This is a genomic window from Novosphingobium sp., from assembly GCF_965229225.1.
Lineage (GTDB): Bacteria > Pseudomonadota > Alphaproteobacteria > Sphingomonadales > Sphingomonadaceae > Novosphingobium.
Genome location: NZ_OZ245867.1, coordinates 3074531 through 3089180, shown reverse-complemented (window position 1 = coordinate 3089180; position 14650 = coordinate 3074531). Strand labels below are relative to the sequence as shown.

The window sequence follows — 14650 nt, the reverse complement described above, 5'->3', positions numbered from 1 at the left end:
GCCATGGCAACCGTTCGCACCTATGTGTTCGTCCATCTCGCTGGCGGCCCTGTTCCGGCAGGGCTGCTGACGATGACCGATGAGCCGCGCAACCAGTTCGCGACCTTTGCATATGGCCGCCGCTACCTCACCCGTCCGGATCGCGTCCCCGTCGATCCGGTGGCGCTGCCGCTTCACGATCCGGGTACCGAACGCACATTCCGGACCGAAGAAGGCTTTGCCGTCTTTGGCGGGATCCGCGACGCGGCTCCCGATGGCTGGGGCCAGTACCTGATGTACAAGGCGATGGGTGATCGCCTGCCAAGCGACATCGACCTGATACTTGCCTCGGGCGACTACCGGGTGGGAGCACTGGCATTCGGACCGACGCCCGAACGCCCGGAACGCATCACGCCGTGGGGCGATGGTAACGCGCCGGGTGAGCATTTTACCCTGGAAGAGCTGGCCGAAGCTGCCGAGCGCGCACAGCATGTCGATCAGCTCGACGAAAACCTGCGTCGGTTGCTGACCGCCGGTTCATCACTCGGCGGGGCACGCCCGAAAGCAGCGACCGAACTCGACGGCCAGCCATGGATTGCCAAGTTCCAAATGCGAGGGGACAGCTTCCCCGAATGCCGGGTCGAACTGGCCACCATGCGCCTTGCCGCGACTTGCGGTCTCGACGTTCCAGCACTCGACTTTAGGCAATTGCTGGAACGCGACATCTACCTGATCGAGCGGTTCGATCGCGTATCGCACGGCAACTGGCTGGAGCGGCGGCCTTTCGCCTCGGGCCTAACCATGCTCGGCGCGCATGAGAGCGAGGTGAGCCGCTACAGCTATGCGGACCTTGCCGCCGTGCTTCGCCAGCATGGCACCGAGGTGCGCCGCGATCTCCACGAACTGTTCCGGCGCATGGTGTTCAACATCCTCGTCACCAATGACGACGACCACTTGCGCAATCACGGCTTCCTGTTCGACGGCAAGGGCTGGCGACTGTCACCGCTCTATGATGTCGTGCCCAAACCACAGGTCGGCCTTGAACGACGCCTGGTGCTGGGCGTCGGCCCGCAAGGCAGGGATGCCACGATTGCCAATGCTCTCGCTGGCGCTGCCGGTTTCGACCTCGCGCCCGACCAGGCTCAAGCCATAATCGACGACATGCGCATGCGGGTGGCTGGAGGCTGGGAGACACAGTTCAAACAGGCCGGGGTGAGTGAAGCCGACCGAGGGCGCTTCGCAACCTGCTTTCGCTTGGCGGCCAACGCCGATTGAACTGGCGAGACTTGCTCATCGGTGAGCGCCGATTTCTCAAAAATGCACGAAAATATATGCCATTTCACGTCAACCCGTATGATTTCATAAAATTGGTTGACTCTGCTGTCCATATCGCCCCATATGAACTCACGAAATCGAAGGAGATTCGACGTGAATGAACGAGGTGCGATCATAATCCCATACACTGCCATAAAAACCTTCAGCGCTGAGACACGCGCTGAACTGAGCGAGTTCATCCTAGCAGCAATGGGCATTACCGCTGGCGAAGGCCTTGCCGACGATGAGGAGGGGCTTGCCAAGCTCAGCGTCGCCGATGCGAAGCACTTCCTAAATAACTGCAGCGAAAAATCCGTCGCCATCCTGCATGAGATTGTCAGTCGGGATGGTCGGTTCTTGATGACCGATATCACAAGCCTGCTGGACACCACGCCGGATCAGCTTCGCGGCGCTTGGGCTGGCCTCACAAAGCGAGTGCGGACAATCACGAAGAACCCGGAGGCTGTCCTCCTGAACTGGTACAAGTCCGGCGACAACGATTGGCGCGTCGTCATGGCCAGCCAGACTGTCAATTCGATGCGCACCGCGTTGAGCGAAAGGAAGTAGCGCCATGGCAAATGACCGCACCACCGTCATGCACCGTCGCCACACGATTATCGCGCGCAAGTCCGGAAATGCTTGGGAGGGCCGGGCGTTCAGGGGGAAGGCTCCAGCCACGCAGGTTCGCACAGCGGCCACAAGCGATGATGTAGTGACCCAGGTATGCGCCGATCTCGATCAAGAAGCTGCGCGGGAAAGGGCTTCACGCGGCGTTGACGGCTATGTCCGCCGCGTGTTTGGTGATCTTGCGTGCTACCGTTTTTTCGATGAGGGCACCTTCGCCCTGTCGCGCATTGACGCGGACTACGACATCCTGATCCTCGATGCCGCAAATCCCACGCGCATGGCCCGCTACCTGCGGGTTAATCGTGCGTTGCTGCGCATCGTGGCGAAGTTTGTGATCATGCCGGATAGCTCTCCGCCGCGGCGCGCCCGCATGCTGGCAGCAGGACGCGCTCGCGCCCAGTTTCGATCAGGCACGGTCCGCCGCTTAGAGCACTTCCCGCCCAATCTGGGTCAGCGCGACGGAGCCGATTTTGGCCGAGTGCAAGGATCGAGGAGGGCGCCATGCTGCCGGATGGAGACCGACGAGAGACGCCGCAGTCAGCCGGCTCTCTGGCCTCCCGGCAGCAAGCAATGTGCGAGCGGTAGATTACGCCGATTATGGCAAAGTAACCGCCATTCAAGCGCTTCCGTGGCACCAAGTTCAACAGTCGGGGTCGGCGGCCGTGTGCGCGAGCGGGCTTAATCCGCCCCCAGCCGCGCGATCCGGTGGAGCCGGGTCACGTCCGCGCCGAATGCGGCAACGATCGCTGTGAGCCCGGCTTCGGCATCGACATCCTCTCCGCACACGAACAGATCCACCGCGGCCACGGCGGTTTCAGGCCAAGTGTGGATGGAGATATGCGATTCGGCGAGCAGCGCCACGCCCGTTACGCCCATGCCCTCGCCAAAGCCGTAGACGTTGACGCTCAGCAGCCGCGCGCCCGCCGCTTCTGCCGCATGCCGCAGCGCCCCCTCGACCTGCGCGACATCGTCGAGTCCGCTCCCGCCTTGGAGATCGGCGATGAGGTGGATGCTGGTGCCGGGAAGGTGCGCCATTCAGACAAGGCTTTCGAAACGGTGGCCAAGGTGGGCAAGCGCCGCCTCCGCCGCCACGACGCCGCGATAATGCGCTTCCTCGAACAGCGACAGGCCCGACAGATCGGAATGCGCGAAGAGCACCGGGGGCCTTGCCGCAATGGCCGCCAGCCGCGCCGGATCGCTGAGGAAACCGGGCGCCGGGCTCACCATCGCATGGCCCCAGCGCCACACGTCGATCCGCTCGATCGCGCCGGCGAGATCGGGGTTCATCGTCAGGAGATCATCCTCCACGATGCGTTGCCACTCCGCCAGCGGCCGCGTCGCCATCAGCTTGCGCGCGGCCACGGGTTCCTCGCGCGAGAGGGCCATGTACCAGGTGAGCACCGTCGGCCCCTCACCCGCGCTCGCGCTTTGGTGCGTGGCCACGACATAGCCGAGGCTGTCGCTTCCGGTGGAGACGTTGTCCCACGCCAGCGCCGAGCCACGCCCGCGCGGCTGGCGATTGACTGTCACGTTGGCGACGACCCACGGCGCATAGCGCAGCGCCCCCTTGATCGTCTCCGCCGGCGCGACGCGCGCCGCCACGAAGTGCGGCATGGCCATGATCACGGTGCGCGCACGCCACTGCCGGCTCGCTCCCGCGCCGTGATCGAAGGCCGACAACAGCGCGCCCGCATCCCCCTCGCGCGCCACGCCGAACACGGTGTGGCCAGAACGGACTTGCGGCGCGACCGCCTTGCCCATCAGCGTGACGAGGCGGCCATTGCCTTCAGGCCAGGTCAGCTCGCGGTCGCCGTCGCCGTGCGCCGCCCAGCCGCGACGGCCAGCGAAGTAATGCACCCCGGCCCAGGCCGAGATATGCTCCGGTTCAGTGCCGTAGTCGTCGCGGCAGCAATAGCGCAGGTAGGCCCGCAGCACCGGCGAGGTAAAACCGCGCCCATCGAGCCAGCGCGCGAAGGACTGGCCATCGAGCGCGGTAAAGCGGGGATCGGCGCTCGATCCGGCGCGCGGGATGGCAAAGGCAGGCTTGCCGTCGGCACCCACCGCGCCGCGAAACACCGTCATCTCGCGAAAGAATCGGTCGCGCTGCGCGATGTCTGCGGCGCCCAGACCGCTGGCGGGAAAGAGCCCTTCCTGCCAGCTGCCACGCCACAGCAGGCGTTCCTCAAGATCGGCGCAGAGCTGGTAGGGATCATAGACCGGGATGCCGCCCTCCTCGCCCGTGATCATGCCGAAGCCCTGCAACATGTGGCGCAGCGCCCGCGCTTCGCGGTTTGGCACGGGCAGATAGTGCGCGCCGAGCGGATAGGCGCTCACCGCATTGCGGCCCGAGCGCGCATTGCCGCCCACCGTGTCCTCAAGCTCGAGCAGCACGAAATCCTCGAAGCCTGCGTCCTTCAGCCGCCAGGCCGCTGCGAGCCCCGCCGCGCCGCCGCCAGCAATCACGATCGCCGCTTCCTCGGCCCTGCCCTGCGGCGCCGGGAACCCGCCGTCGCGCACGCGGTGGCCGCGCTGCCAATCCGCTCCGCCGAGCGTGCCGGGAAAAGTTTGCGCCGCGCAGCCCGGCAGCGCCAGCGCGCCTGCACCAGCGGCGGCAGCGCCTTTCAGCACCTCGCGCCGGGTCGGCTCAGCCATCGTAGCGGCCCCACTCCTCGGCAAAACTGCGCACCAGCGCCTGGTTGTCGAGCCGGTTCACCGGCGTCGGCCGCCGCGCCATGTCGGGCGGAAAATCGAACATCGCCCGCTCGCTTGCCTGGCTAAGGAAGCGCAGCCCCGCCGGCAGCCGCACCGCATCGCCCGGCGGCTGATGCGCGGCCATGGTAAAGCCCCATTCGCCGAAGCTGGGCACATAGGCATGATAGCCGCGCGCCTTCAGCCCCGCCGCCTCCAGCGTGCTCGCCACCGTCCAGTACGAGCGCGGCGCAACCAGCGGCGAAGTGCTCTGCACCGTCAGCACGCCAGCCGGCCCCAGCAGCCGCGCCACCTCGCGGTAGAAGCTCTCGGTATAGAGCTTTCCGAGCGAGAACTCGGTCGGATCGGGGAAATCGATCAGAATCGCATCATAGCGCCCCCGCGCCTGCCGCACCCAGCGGAAGGCATCGCCGTTCACCACCGTCATCCGCCGCGAACCGAGCGAGCCGCCATTGAGCCGGGCGAGCGAGGGCTCGTCGCGGAACAGGTGGGTCATCTCCGGATCGAGATCGACCAGCGTGACATGCGCGACGCGGGGGTCTTTCAGCACCTCGCGCGCGGCCAGCCCATCACCCCCACCCAGGATCAGCACCTCGCGCGGGTTCGCCACCCGGCCCAGCACCGGCCACACCAGCGCTTCATGATAGCGATACTCGTCGCGGGTCGAGAACTGGAGGTTGCCGTTGAGATAGAGCCGCAGATCCTCGCCGCGCCGGGTGATGACAATGCGCTGGTAGGGCGTGGAGCGCGCATAGATCACCGGCTCGCCATAGAAGGCAACTTCGGACCAGCGCTGGATATGATCCGCCCCGGCCAGCCCCGCGACGAGCGAGAGCAGCACCGCCAGCGCCGCCGCCAGATCGGCGCCAATCCTCTGCCGCCCGCGCAGCACCAGCAGCAGCGCGATGGCCACCGCCACATTGGCGAGGCCAAAGGCGAACCCGGTGCGGATCATGCCCAGCCGCGGCACCAGCACGAGCGGGAACAACAGCGAAGCGATCAGCGCACCGATGTAATCATAGGTCAGCACATTGGAGACGAGATCGCGGAAGGCGAAGCGGTAGCGCAGGATGCGGATCAGCAGCGGGATCTCGAGCCCCACCAGCACGCCGATGGCCACCACCAGCCCATAGAGCGCAATGCGGAAATCTTCGACCAACGGGAACAGCAGAAACAGCCCGGCCGCCGACCAGCCGCCCAGCGCCGCGATCAGGATCTCCACCCGCACGAACACGCCGATCTCGTTCGAACGGACGTGGCGCGAAAGGTAGCTGCCCACCCCCATCGCGAAGAGATAAGTGCCGATGACAGTCGAGAACTGGGTGACGCTGTCACCGAGGAGATAGCTGGCAAGAGTTCCGGCCAGAAGTTCGTAGACCAGCCCGCAGGTGGCGACGACCAGCACCGAGACCAGCAGAATCACCGCCAGCGATGCGGGCGCGCCGTCCTCGCCGCCGCTGACCGGGACGCCCTGCACGCCTTCGGGTTCAACCATGCACGGCAGCGGCGATGATATTGGAAATGCCGATCGCAACCGCGCCCGCCAGCAGCGCCACCGCCACGTTCTTCCGCTCGATGATCTCGCGCCACAGTTCGCCCGGAGTCAGGCGGTCGACCAGCACGAAGCTGAGGATGAAGATGACAATGCCAAGGCCCGCATAGAGCACGGTGGCAAGGAAGACATCGAGGGTGATCATGGGCGGAACTCCTGCGCAGGCGGTGGGATCGTTCGGTCGGCAAAGGCAATCAGTGGCGGGCCTCACTTGTGGGTTGGTCCGCGATAGGACGTGGATGAGGAACACTCCTCGTCGGAAAACGGCGTCCAGGCAAACCAGGTCGAGACGGCCGAGGTCATCACCAGCAGCATGCACCACGCGGCAAACAGGATCAGGCGCTTGGTCATGTCAGCCCTCGTGCCTCCACCAGACGATGATGATCGGGACACTGAACAGCAGCGCAGCCATCAGCCAGAACATGCCCCACGAGAAGCCGCCGGTGCAGGAGCGAAACCACAGCGCCACCGTATCGGTATTGCCCCAGGGGTTCGCGGGGTCGATCGAACCCGGCTGGGGGTCGCTGGGCCAGCCATGGGCCCCCACGTCGACGAAGACGTCATAGGTACCCTGCGGCACGCTGGAAAACAGCGTCTCGGTGTGGTGGCTGCCCTCGCTCCACGGGCCATCGCTGTCCGTGCCGGTGTAGAACTCGACGATCCCGTAGGCATCGATCGATTGCTGCGTCTTGCGGTTGACGAGGCTGTAGTCGAGATCGACCCAGCGGTTGTGGAAACTGTCGCTGTCCACCGCGATCGTGACGAACTGCCAGGCGCGCCGCACCTCGATTGTGCCGATGGGCTGCGTGCTGGTCGGTGCCCCCACCTCCACGGTGGCCCGGCCATCAGCGCAAACCTGGGGGCCGCTCAGAAAGGTTTGCACCGCCATGATCATCAGCAGCGCAGCGAGCGCCATGAGCAGCATGGCCGGCAAGTCGCCCTCGTCCATGGTCGGGGCCTTGATGAAGCCTTGCTTCAGGCCCTGCCCGCGCAGGCGCGGCGGTCGCGACCGGTTCTTCTGCTTGACCACGAACGTGTCGCTGATCCACTCCGCGCTGACCGGGATGAGCTGGGTCCAGGTCACTTCATCGGCGCTCGTCTCGCGCGAGAGCGCTTCCCGGCCGCGCATGAACGTGGCGCCCTGTACCTTGTCCCCCCGCCCGGTGCGCCAGTAGAATTCGCCGAGCACTGTCGTGGTCTCGATCTGGGCATCTTCATCCAGCGCAAAGGACTGGCCGCGCCATGTCACCGAAAGGCCGTCATCCTCCGGCCGGTCGAGCAGCATAGTGCCGAACTGCCACTCGCCCTCCGCCTCCACCAGCCAGCGATAGCCGGCATAGGGATTGAACAGCAGGAACTCCTGCCAGACGTCGCTGCCGCTACGCCGCCGCATCGCCCCGAGAACTTCCCACTCCACATCGAACAGTGTCCCGCGCGTGCCGAGCGCTATCGCGAAGTCCTTCGCCACGCGGCGATAGGCCTTGATCAGCCGCACATCATCGTGCGCGACATCGAGCACCGAGCCGCAATAGCGGCACGCCAGTGTGACGGTATAGCCCGCCGCGCGGATCTCGATCGATCCGCCGCAAGAGGGACAGGTGACCGCGCGCGGCTGCGTCACGCGAGCGCCCCCGGCTTGGTCCAGCCTTCGATCTGCCGCAGGCTTCCGGGCTTGAGGCCAGCGAGATCGCTCCACTCACCGAGCCACGCGGTGGTGCCATCGGCATCGCGCTGGACGGACAGGGCATCTCCGGCGGCGTTGCGGAAATCGACGTTGGTCATCGTCCAGCCGGGAAGCGTCGGAAAGGGCAGGTCACCCTCGCTGCCGAGGCACGACGCGTCCTTGATGTCGGTCGCCGTCAGCCATTTGCCGCCGGCCTTGACCGTGCAGTCCCGCGCGATGGGATTGCCTTCGGCAAAGTTGCGGATCGCCGGCACATCCAACACCGCAGGATACTCCGTGGTGAGCATGTACATGCCCATCGCCTCGCCCAGCCAGAACGCCCGCCCGTCCGCCGCGCGCAAAAACCATTCGTTCCACGATCCATCGGACCAGCCCCAGCGCACCCGCCCGACCACGGTGGCCGCAATCCCGTCGCGGCCCACGGTGGTGCCGATCTGGATAGGCGAAACGTCGGCCGGCAGCGCCGCAACCGTTCCCACGGCCTCAACGTTGCCCGCCGCGCGTCGCACCAGGGTCTGGCAATAGGCGCAGGTCGAATAGGGCAAGCCCGGATCGCGCACAGGCAGCGCCGCCCCGCACGAAGGACACGTCAAGCTCTCCATGGCCCCGATCCGCGCGCGATCAGCGAATGCGGCCGAGCAATTCGGCTTTCTTGGCGTCGAACTCTTCCTGACTGAGCGCGCCGATCGTCACCAGCTTGTGCAGCTTCTCGATCATCGCCACCGGATCCTCGGCGGGCGTGGCAGCCGGGGCCGCTCCCAATCCCTGAGCCATCGCGCCACCCAGGGCAGTCGCTGCGGCCATGCCCGCGCCAATGCCCGCCATGCCGCCATCGTTGCCCGCCGCCTGTTCGATCGCCTCGGCCGCCTGAAAGCGGGTGTAGGTGCCAAGATCGCCCAGCACGCGCATCGAGCTGGCTTTGTCGAGGTGCGCCTGCACCTCATCCGGCAGCGAAATGCTTTCGACGTAGAATGACAGGCAGGTGAGGCCCCACTGCGCAAAGGCCTTGTCGACCTCAGCCTTGATGCGGTCAGACAGTGCCTGCTGGTTCGCCGCCAGATCGAGAAACGCGATCCCGCTGCTGCCAAGCGCTGCCGCCAGCGAGGTCTGGATCGCGGCGCGCAGCTGCGGCTCGAGCGAGGCGGCCGTCACGCCCGGCATGGTGCCCAGCACGCGCGAAGCGAACGGTGCCACTTCGTTCAAGCGATACGAGCACGAACCGAACGCTCTCAGCCGCAGCGCCCCGAATTCGGCATCGCGCACGGTGACCGGCTGCGCGGTGCCCCACTTCAGCCCCGGCTGCTCCTTGAGCGAGAAGAACACGACATCGGACTTGAAGGGCGATTTGAAGCCCTTGTCCCAGTTCATCAGGTTGGTCAGCAGCGGCAGGTTCGCGGTCTCGATCGTGTGCACCCCCGGCCCGAAATAGTCCGCCAGCGTCCCCTCGTTGAGGAACGCCGCGATCTGCCCCTCGCGCACCGTCAGTTGCGCGCCGTGCTGGATCTCGTGATCGGCAAAAGGCACCCGCCACGCGATGTCGCCCGGCTGTTCCAGCCATTCGATGACATCGACGAACTGCTTCCTCAGAAAATCGAACATAGCTGCCAGCCTCCCCGCGAAGGAATGCACACTACTACAATCAGCGCCGGCAACAACGACTTGGGGCCGATATGGCCGGAAAGCTTCAGGGCCCCGAGGGGATCAGGGTCAGGCTGGTCTGGCGTCCATCGATGAAGCGTACGGTCTTGCCATCGAAGAAGGCGTTCTCCTCCGCCCGGAAATCGACGCGCTGGCCGCCCCATTCGGGCACGGCGGCATAGGACGTCAACTCGATTGACCACGCCGTGTTCGCGTGGATCGCCGCATTGCCGCGCGGATCGGCGTTCTGGTTGTCCCAGAAGCCGATCGAGGGCCCGGCCCCGTGGCCGTGGAGGCCGATGGGATGCGAATAGATCGAGGGATCGAGCCCGGCCGCCTTGGCCTCCGCGCGCGCACGGGCCAGTGCCTCGTTGCCGCTGCGACCGGCCACGAACTGGCGGGTGAGGAAATCCTGCACGCGGTTGGTGTTCGCCAGCCCCTGCCTGAGGCCCGCCGGCGCCTCCGTCTCGCCCGGCTTCAGCACATAGGCGAGGTGCTGGGTATCGGTGTTGAGCCTGAGGTAGGTGATCCCGAAATCGGTCCACAGCAGATCACCGGGCCGGATCACTTCGGCGCCTTCGAGCATGCCCTTCACGCCTTGCCGCTGGATGCCGATCGAGGGGTGGAACCAGGCATCGAGGCCCAGTTGCAGGAGCCTGTCGCGGTACCACCACTGCACCTCCTCGGCCGTCGTGACGCCGGGCGTGATGACCTTGCGCGAAAACGCTTCGCCGATAACGGCATGGGCGATGCGCTCGATCGTTGGGTAGAGCGTCATCTCCGTGGGGGTGCGCGTCTCCAGCCAGCGGATAGCGAGTCCTTCGCCGCTGACGATGCGGCTGCGCATCTCCGCTGGCAGCGCCCTGGTGAACTTGTCGTACTGGCTCACCGTCATGCCGTCGGCAAATTGGTGCAAGTCGGAAATGTTGACCGCGATCTTCGCCGGATTGCGCGCAGCGATGATCTCAGCCACCGCCTGCCACTGGTCGGGCTGCTTTGCCGGGTCCCACGCCGCCGTGAACAGTCCGCCAAGGCCATAACGGCTGACGGTGAGCCGCTCGACCGGCTTGCCGTCGCCCGGATCGTGGAAGATCAGGATCGTGCGCCGCCGCGCATGCATGTTCTCGGCATCGAGCATCGAGGCAACGACCGGCTCCTCGAAGTATTCGCGCGCCACCAGCAGCCACAGGTCGATGCCTTCCGCGCGCATGATCGCGGGAATCACCGTATCGAGCCGCTCGGTGAGGATGCGGTTCTCGGCCTCCGCCCGCTCGCGTGCCGAGAGAATGGGCGGCACGGCGGGCGCCTGCTGCTCGGTCTCGCTCATGCCGATGGGCGCAGGCGCGGCGGCTGCCGGGCACGCGATGAGGAGCGCCGCAGCGGCAAGGACCAGCTTCAACACCGCGTTCAGCCCGCCCGCTCCAGCGCCGCGCGGATCGTTTCGGCAATCCGGCCCATATGGTCGGGCTCGATGATCAGCGGCGGAGAGAGCGCGATGATATCGCCCGTCACGCGGATCAGCAGGCCGGAACGGAAGCAATCGGTGAACACATCATAGGCCCGCGCACCCGGCGCGCCATCGCGCGAAGCGAGCTCGATCGCGCCGACGAGGCCGATGGTGCGCACGTCGATCACATGCGGCGCATCGCGCAAGGCATGCAGCGTATCGGCCCAGAGCGGCGCAAGCTCCGCGCCGCGCGTCAGCAGGCCTTCGCGGGCATAGATATCGAGCGTGGCGAGGCCCGCCGCGCAGGCAACGGGGTGGCCGGAATAGGTATAGCCGTGGAACAGTTCGATGAGGTTTTCCGGCCCCTGCATCATCGCATCGTGCACCGCGCGGCTGGCAAAGACGGCGCCCATCGGCAGGGTGCCGTTGGTGATGCCCTTGGCGGTGGTGATGAGGTCGGGCGTCACCCCGAAGTAATCCGCACCGAAGGGCGTACCGAGGCGGCCGAAGCCAGTGATCACTTCATCGAAGATGAGGAGGATGCCGTGCCGCGTCGCGATTTCGCGCAGGCGTTCGAGGTAGCCCTTGGGCGGCGGCAGCACGCCGGTGGAGCCCGCAACCGGCTCGACGATCACCGCCGCGATGGTCTCGGCGCCGTGAAGCTGGACCAGCCGTTCGAGATCGTCTGCCAGTTCCGCGCCGTGTTCCGGCATGTCGCGGGTGAAGCGGTTGCGCGCCGGATCGTGGGTGTGGCGCATGTGATCGGTGCCGGGCAGACTGGTGAAAACGCGCCGGTTGTTGAGGATGCCGCCCACCGAAACGCCGCCGAAGCCGACGCCGTGATAGCCCCGCTCGCGCCCGATGAAGCGGGTGCGCGTGCCCTGGCCGATGGCGCGCTGGTAGGCGAGCGCGATCTTGAGCGCGGTATCGACCGATTCCGAACCCGAACCGGTGAAGAACACCCGGTCGAGCCCGGCGGGCGCGATCTCGGCAAGGCGGGTCGCGAAATCGAAGCCGATGGGATGGCCCATCTGGAAGGCCGGCGCGAAATCCATCGTGCGGATCTGGTGCGAGACCGCGTCGGCAATTTCCTCGCGCCCGTGTCCGGCATTGACGCACCACAGGCCCGCGGTGCCGTCCAGAATCTCGCGGTCGTCGGCCGAGCGATAAAACATGCCGCGCGCTTCGGCGAGGAGGCGGGGCTGCGATTTGAACTGGCGGTTGGCGGTGAAGGGCATCCACCAGGCGGCAAGATCGGGCGTATTCATCGGGCGAGGCTTTCCGGACGCGGTAAAACGGACCGGTATAGCGTGGCACGTTCCGGCGCGGCGGGGAAGCCTCAGACCAGCTTGAAGATCGAGAGCCTGACCGAGGGCACCTTACCCTCCCCCGGTGCGACGGTGCCGGCGAAGATCAACTGGTTGAGCCAGCCATACTTGCCCATCGGCGCCTCGAAGCGCGGCGTGGTCATCGCATAGCGCCCGCCGTCCGGCCCCGGCACGGTCTGTATCAGCCCGCGGTTGGTGACCTTGATCTGGACCTTGTCGTCGGTCTCCATGAAGTAATCGGCGAGAAGCTCGAGATAGCCATCGGCGCGCAGAACCTGCCAGTCCGCTCCTCCCGGCACGATCCGGCCCCGGATCTCCGGCCCTTCGAAGCTGCCGCCGATGATCGGAATGCGGAAGCGTTCGCCATAAGGCGTGGTGCCGTGGGAGACGCGCTCCTCCAGCAGGGCAATGGCAGTGTAGACAAGGACCGAGCGCGGGCCGACCGGTTCGGCAGCGGAGGCCGGAGCGCCTGCCGCCAGCGCCGCTCCTCCCGCCGCCAGCCCGCCCAGCAACCCGCGCCGGTTCATCAGGCCACCTCGCGCAGAGCCGGCAAAGCGCAGACCGCATCGAGGCCAAGCACATGGGCAACACGCCCCAGCCCCATCCACACCGCGACGCAGAAGGCGAGATCGACGATCTCGTCATCGCTGAGCGCCGCCTTGTAGCGCGCCCAGAAATCCTCATCGGCGGCGAGGCCCTGCGGATCGAGGCCGACTTTCTCGGCATATTCGATGGCCAGCTTCTCGCGGTCCGACAGGACGGACGAGGTGCGCCATTCGTGGACGGCGGCATAGAACGCCTCGTCCGGCGCGGGTCCATTCGTGCGCTCGATATCGGGCCGATCGCGCAGCACGCGGAAGTTCTGGCAAAGCTGGCACCCGTTGATCAGCGCGGTGCGCATCCGCGCGCCTTCGAACAGGCGCGTGGGCAGCTTCGACATGCGGTAGGTGACATCGGAAAACCCGAAAGCGGCGTTCACGATCTCAGGCGCATAGTGCTCCGAGAGGTGGCCGAGCGGGTTCATGTGATGGGCTTCGGGCAGAGCAACACGCATGGCATTCTCCCTATCTTGTCACGGCCCATGAAACGCGCCGGGGGGCGCCTTGCCCACTCCTCAATTGAAGAGGCCGCACACGCGCCAAGTTGACACAGTTGACACTGTCCTGAGGAATAATTGCTCTCGATTAGTGCGGGCGTTTTGATCGATTATGACGATCAATGAGTGGCGGGGTGGGGCGACAAGGTGCTGCAAATCGGGCGATTCCGGCTTGGGGGGACGAACAGGTCGCATCATGCCGCACTGCGGTGGCTGTAGGACAGAGGTTTATAAATAACAGACGCGTCTGTTATTTATTCGAGGAGGCGGCACAATCCGGCGCGGTCCGGAGCGAAGGCCACCAGCCCAGGCGCGGGGCGAATTGTCCCACCGAAGGGTGCTTTTGTGGCGGCGACCTCCCTCCCCGCCACCCGCACCGTATTCGCCCGTATTCGTCACGCGATGGCTGCGCGGTATGCCGGGCGGTGAAGCTGGCGGTCGGATCGCTGGTGATTGCAGTATCGAGATTTATGACCCTCCATTTTTCCTGCACGCAGTGCGGCAGGTGCTGCCATGACCTGCGGCTGTCCTTGAGTGCCGAGGAGGCTGCGGTGTGGACGGGGAATGGGCACACCGTCCAGATTCTGAGCGAAGCGTTGCCGGTTCTGCCATCGGCGAGTGGCGGAGCCGGTGAGGACGATTTCAACCTCGGCCGATCGTTTGCGGCGCGCAGCGGGGGCATGCCGATCCGGATTGCGGCCACGCTGGTCGCCTATCATGTGGGGGCCTGCCCTCACCTGCTTCCTGACATGCGCTGCGGGAACTATGCGGCGCGGCCACGGATTTGCCGGATTTACCCGCTCGACCGGCTACCCGGGATCCGCTTTGACGCGCGCGCCAAGGTCTGTCCGCCCGAGGCCTGGCTGGAGAGCCATCCGCTGCTGATGAGCGGAGAACGGATCGCCGAAGACGAGGCGGCTCTGGTACTGGCGGCGCACCGCGAGACGGCGCGGCGCGAGGTGCCCCTGATGGAGGCCTTGTGCCGCAAGCTGGGCATCAGCGCCGCAGCCTTCGCCAACGAGGGGCTGGCGGTCCACACGCCGGAGCCAGCTACCTTGCACAGTGCGCTGCGGGAACTGGCCGCCGGGTTTGCGCCGCCGGAGGGGCTGGCCAACTGGACGATCCTGACCAACCGGGCGCCGACGCTTGCGATGCTGACCGAGGCGGGTTGCGACGCAGGGATAGTGACGCGAGGGGCGGGGTATCTCGGTTCGTTCGCCGACGAACCGGTGTGATAGTCGTCAGGGCGATGCCGGGCAGCGCGCGCCATGTCTGG

Annotated in this window: 16 protein-coding genes; 4 read left to right on the top strand and 12 right to left on the bottom strand. The window is 66.1% G+C overall.

The window, feature by feature from the left end; genetic code table 11:
- Positions 1–3: 3 nt before the first annotated feature.
- The 3 genes from ACO06X_RS14340 to ACO06X_RS14330 all read left to right on the top strand — a co-directional run bounded on the left by ACO06X_RS14340 (position 4) and on the right by ACO06X_RS14330 (position 2602).
- The gene (locus ACO06X_RS14340; RefSeq protein ID WP_421836913.1) at positions 4–1254 is read left to right on the top strand and encodes a type II toxin-antitoxin system HipA family toxin; all 1251 of its coding nucleotides are present in this window, start codon (positions 4–6) and stop codon (positions 1252–1254) included.
- A gap of 153 nt (positions 1255–1407) precedes the next feature.
- On the top strand, positions 1408–1860 hold the full coding sequence (locus ACO06X_RS14335) for a hypothetical protein (RefSeq protein ID WP_421836912.1): 453 nt from the start codon (positions 1408–1410) through the stop codon (positions 1858–1860).
- Between the two features lie 4 nt (positions 1861–1864).
- Complete coding sequence (locus tag ACO06X_RS14330; RefSeq protein WP_421836911.1) at positions 1865–2602, top strand: hypothetical protein; 738 nt, start codon at positions 1865–1867, stop codon at positions 2600–2602.
- Here the strand turns inward: ACO06X_RS14330 and speD are convergent.
- The 12 genes from speD to ACO06X_RS14270 all read right to left on the bottom strand — a co-directional run bounded on the left by speD (position 2599) and on the right by ACO06X_RS14270 (position 13332).
- Entirely contained in the window at positions 2599–2955 is a 357-nt protein-coding gene (gene speD / locus ACO06X_RS14325) for an adenosylmethionine decarboxylase (RefSeq protein ID WP_421836910.1), read from the bottom strand. The two genes, ACO06X_RS14330 and speD, sit on opposite strands and share 4 nt — an antisense overlap.
- Entirely contained in the window at positions 2956–4572 is a 1617-nt protein-coding gene (locus tag ACO06X_RS14320) for an NAD(P)-binding protein (RefSeq protein WP_421836909.1), read from the bottom strand.
- Positions 4565–6124 (bottom strand): polyamine aminopropyltransferase, encoded by a 1560-nt coding sequence (locus ACO06X_RS14315; RefSeq protein ID WP_421836908.1) that lies wholly within the window; start codon positions 6122–6124, stop codon positions 4565–4567. Before ACO06X_RS14315 ends, ACO06X_RS14320 begins: the two co-directional genes overlap by 8 nt.
- The gene (locus ACO06X_RS14310; protein WP_298165697.1) at positions 6117–6326 is read right to left on the bottom strand and encodes a DUF350 domain-containing protein; all 210 of its coding nucleotides are present in this window, start codon (positions 6324–6326) and stop codon (positions 6117–6119) included. Before ACO06X_RS14310 ends, ACO06X_RS14315 begins: the two co-directional genes overlap by 8 nt.
- Positions 6327–6388: 62 nt before the next feature.
- Positions 6389–6532: a hypothetical protein gene (locus ACO06X_RS14305; protein WP_421836907.1), complete on the bottom strand. Its 144-nt coding sequence runs from the start codon at positions 6530–6532 to the stop codon at positions 6389–6391.
- A 1-nt stretch (position 6533) separates the two neighbouring features.
- The gene (locus tag ACO06X_RS14300; protein WP_421836906.1) at positions 6534–7802 is read right to left on the bottom strand and encodes a DUF4178 domain-containing protein; all 1269 of its coding nucleotides are present in this window, start codon (positions 7800–7802) and stop codon (positions 6534–6536) included.
- Positions 7799–8467, bottom strand: coding sequence for a DUF4178 domain-containing protein (locus ACO06X_RS14295; protein ID WP_421836905.1), 669 nt, complete (start codon positions 8465–8467; stop codon positions 7799–7801). Before ACO06X_RS14295 ends, ACO06X_RS14300 begins: the two co-directional genes overlap by 4 nt.
- A 19-nt stretch (positions 8468–8486) precedes the next feature.
- The gene (locus tag ACO06X_RS14290) at positions 8487–9464 is read right to left on the bottom strand and encodes an SPFH domain-containing protein (RefSeq protein ID WP_421836904.1); all 978 of its coding nucleotides are present in this window, start codon (positions 9462–9464) and stop codon (positions 8487–8489) included.
- Positions 9465–9549: 85 nt separating this feature from the next.
- A complete protein-coding gene (locus ACO06X_RS14285) occupies positions 9550–10905 on the bottom strand; it encodes a M24 family metallopeptidase (protein ID WP_421836903.1) in 1356 nt (451 codons plus the stop codon).
- A 5-nt stretch (positions 10906–10910) separates the two neighbouring features.
- The gene (locus ACO06X_RS14280; RefSeq protein WP_421836902.1) at positions 10911–12218 is read right to left on the bottom strand and encodes an aspartate aminotransferase family protein; all 1308 of its coding nucleotides are present in this window, start codon (positions 12216–12218) and stop codon (positions 10911–10913) included.
- 71 nt (positions 12219–12289) lie between these two features.
- On the bottom strand, positions 12290–12805 hold the full coding sequence (locus ACO06X_RS14275; protein ID WP_421836901.1) for a DUF3237 family protein: 516 nt from the start codon (positions 12803–12805) through the stop codon (positions 12290–12292).
- Positions 12805–13332, bottom strand: a complete 528-nt coding sequence (locus ACO06X_RS14270; protein ID WP_421836900.1) for a carboxymuconolactone decarboxylase family protein — start codon at positions 13330–13332, stop codon at positions 12805–12807. The genes ACO06X_RS14275 and ACO06X_RS14270 overlap by 1 nt, the downstream gene beginning before the upstream one ends.
- 512 nt (positions 13333–13844) lie before the next feature.
- Between ACO06X_RS14270 and ACO06X_RS14265 the strand changes: the two genes are divergently transcribed.
- Complete coding sequence (locus ACO06X_RS14265; RefSeq protein WP_421836899.1) at positions 13845–14609, top strand: YkgJ family cysteine cluster protein; 765 nt, start codon at positions 13845–13847, stop codon at positions 14607–14609.
- Positions 14610–14650 lie beyond the last annotated feature (41 nt).

Excerpts from the sequence above, each read along its gene's own strand:
- ACO06X_RS14330 (WP_421836911.1), top strand. The coding sequence starts at position 1,865 with ATGGCAAATGACCGCACCACCGTCATGCACCGTCGCCACACGATTATC.
- ACO06X_RS14265 (WP_421836899.1), top strand. The coding sequence starts at position 13,845 with ATGACCCTCCATTTTTCCTGCACGCAGTGCGGCAGGTGCTGCCATGAC.
- ACO06X_RS14315 (WP_421836908.1), bottom strand. The coding sequence starts at position 6,124 with ATGGTTGAACCCGAAGGCGTGCAGGGCGTCCCGGTCAGCGGCGGCGAG.
- speD (WP_421836910.1), bottom strand. The coding sequence starts at position 2,955 with ATGGCGCACCTTCCCGGCACCAGCATCCACCTCATCGCCGATCTCCAA.
- ACO06X_RS14310 (WP_298165697.1), bottom strand. The coding sequence starts at position 6,326 with ATGATCACCCTCGATGTCTTCCTTGCCACCGTGCTCTATGCGGGCCTT.
- ACO06X_RS14305 (WP_421836907.1), bottom strand. The coding sequence starts at position 6,532 with ATGACCAAGCGCCTGATCCTGTTTGCCGCGTGGTGCATGCTGCTGGTG.
- ACO06X_RS14270 (WP_421836900.1), bottom strand. The coding sequence starts at position 13,332 with ATGCGTGTTGCTCTGCCCGAAGCCCATCACATGAACCCGCTCGGCCAC.
- ACO06X_RS14320 (WP_421836909.1), bottom strand. The coding sequence starts at position 4,572 with ATGGCTGAGCCGACCCGGCGCGAGGTGCTGAAAGGCGCTGCCGCCGCT.
- ACO06X_RS14290 (WP_421836904.1), bottom strand. The coding sequence starts at position 9,464 with ATGTTCGATTTTCTGAGGAAGCAGTTCGTCGATGTCATCGAATGGCTG.
- ACO06X_RS14280 (WP_421836902.1), bottom strand. The coding sequence starts at position 12,218 with ATGAATACGCCCGATCTTGCCGCCTGGTGGATGCCCTTCACCGCCAAC.
- ACO06X_RS14340 (WP_421836913.1), top strand. The coding sequence starts at position 4 with ATGGCAACCGTTCGCACCTATGTGTTCGTCCATCTCGCTGGCGGCCCT.
- ACO06X_RS14295 (WP_421836905.1), bottom strand. The coding sequence starts at position 8,467 with ATGGAGAGCTTGACGTGTCCTTCGTGCGGGGCGGCGCTGCCTGTGCGC.
- ACO06X_RS14275 (WP_421836901.1), bottom strand. The coding sequence starts at position 12,805 with ATGAACCGGCGCGGGTTGCTGGGCGGGCTGGCGGCGGGAGGAGCGGCG.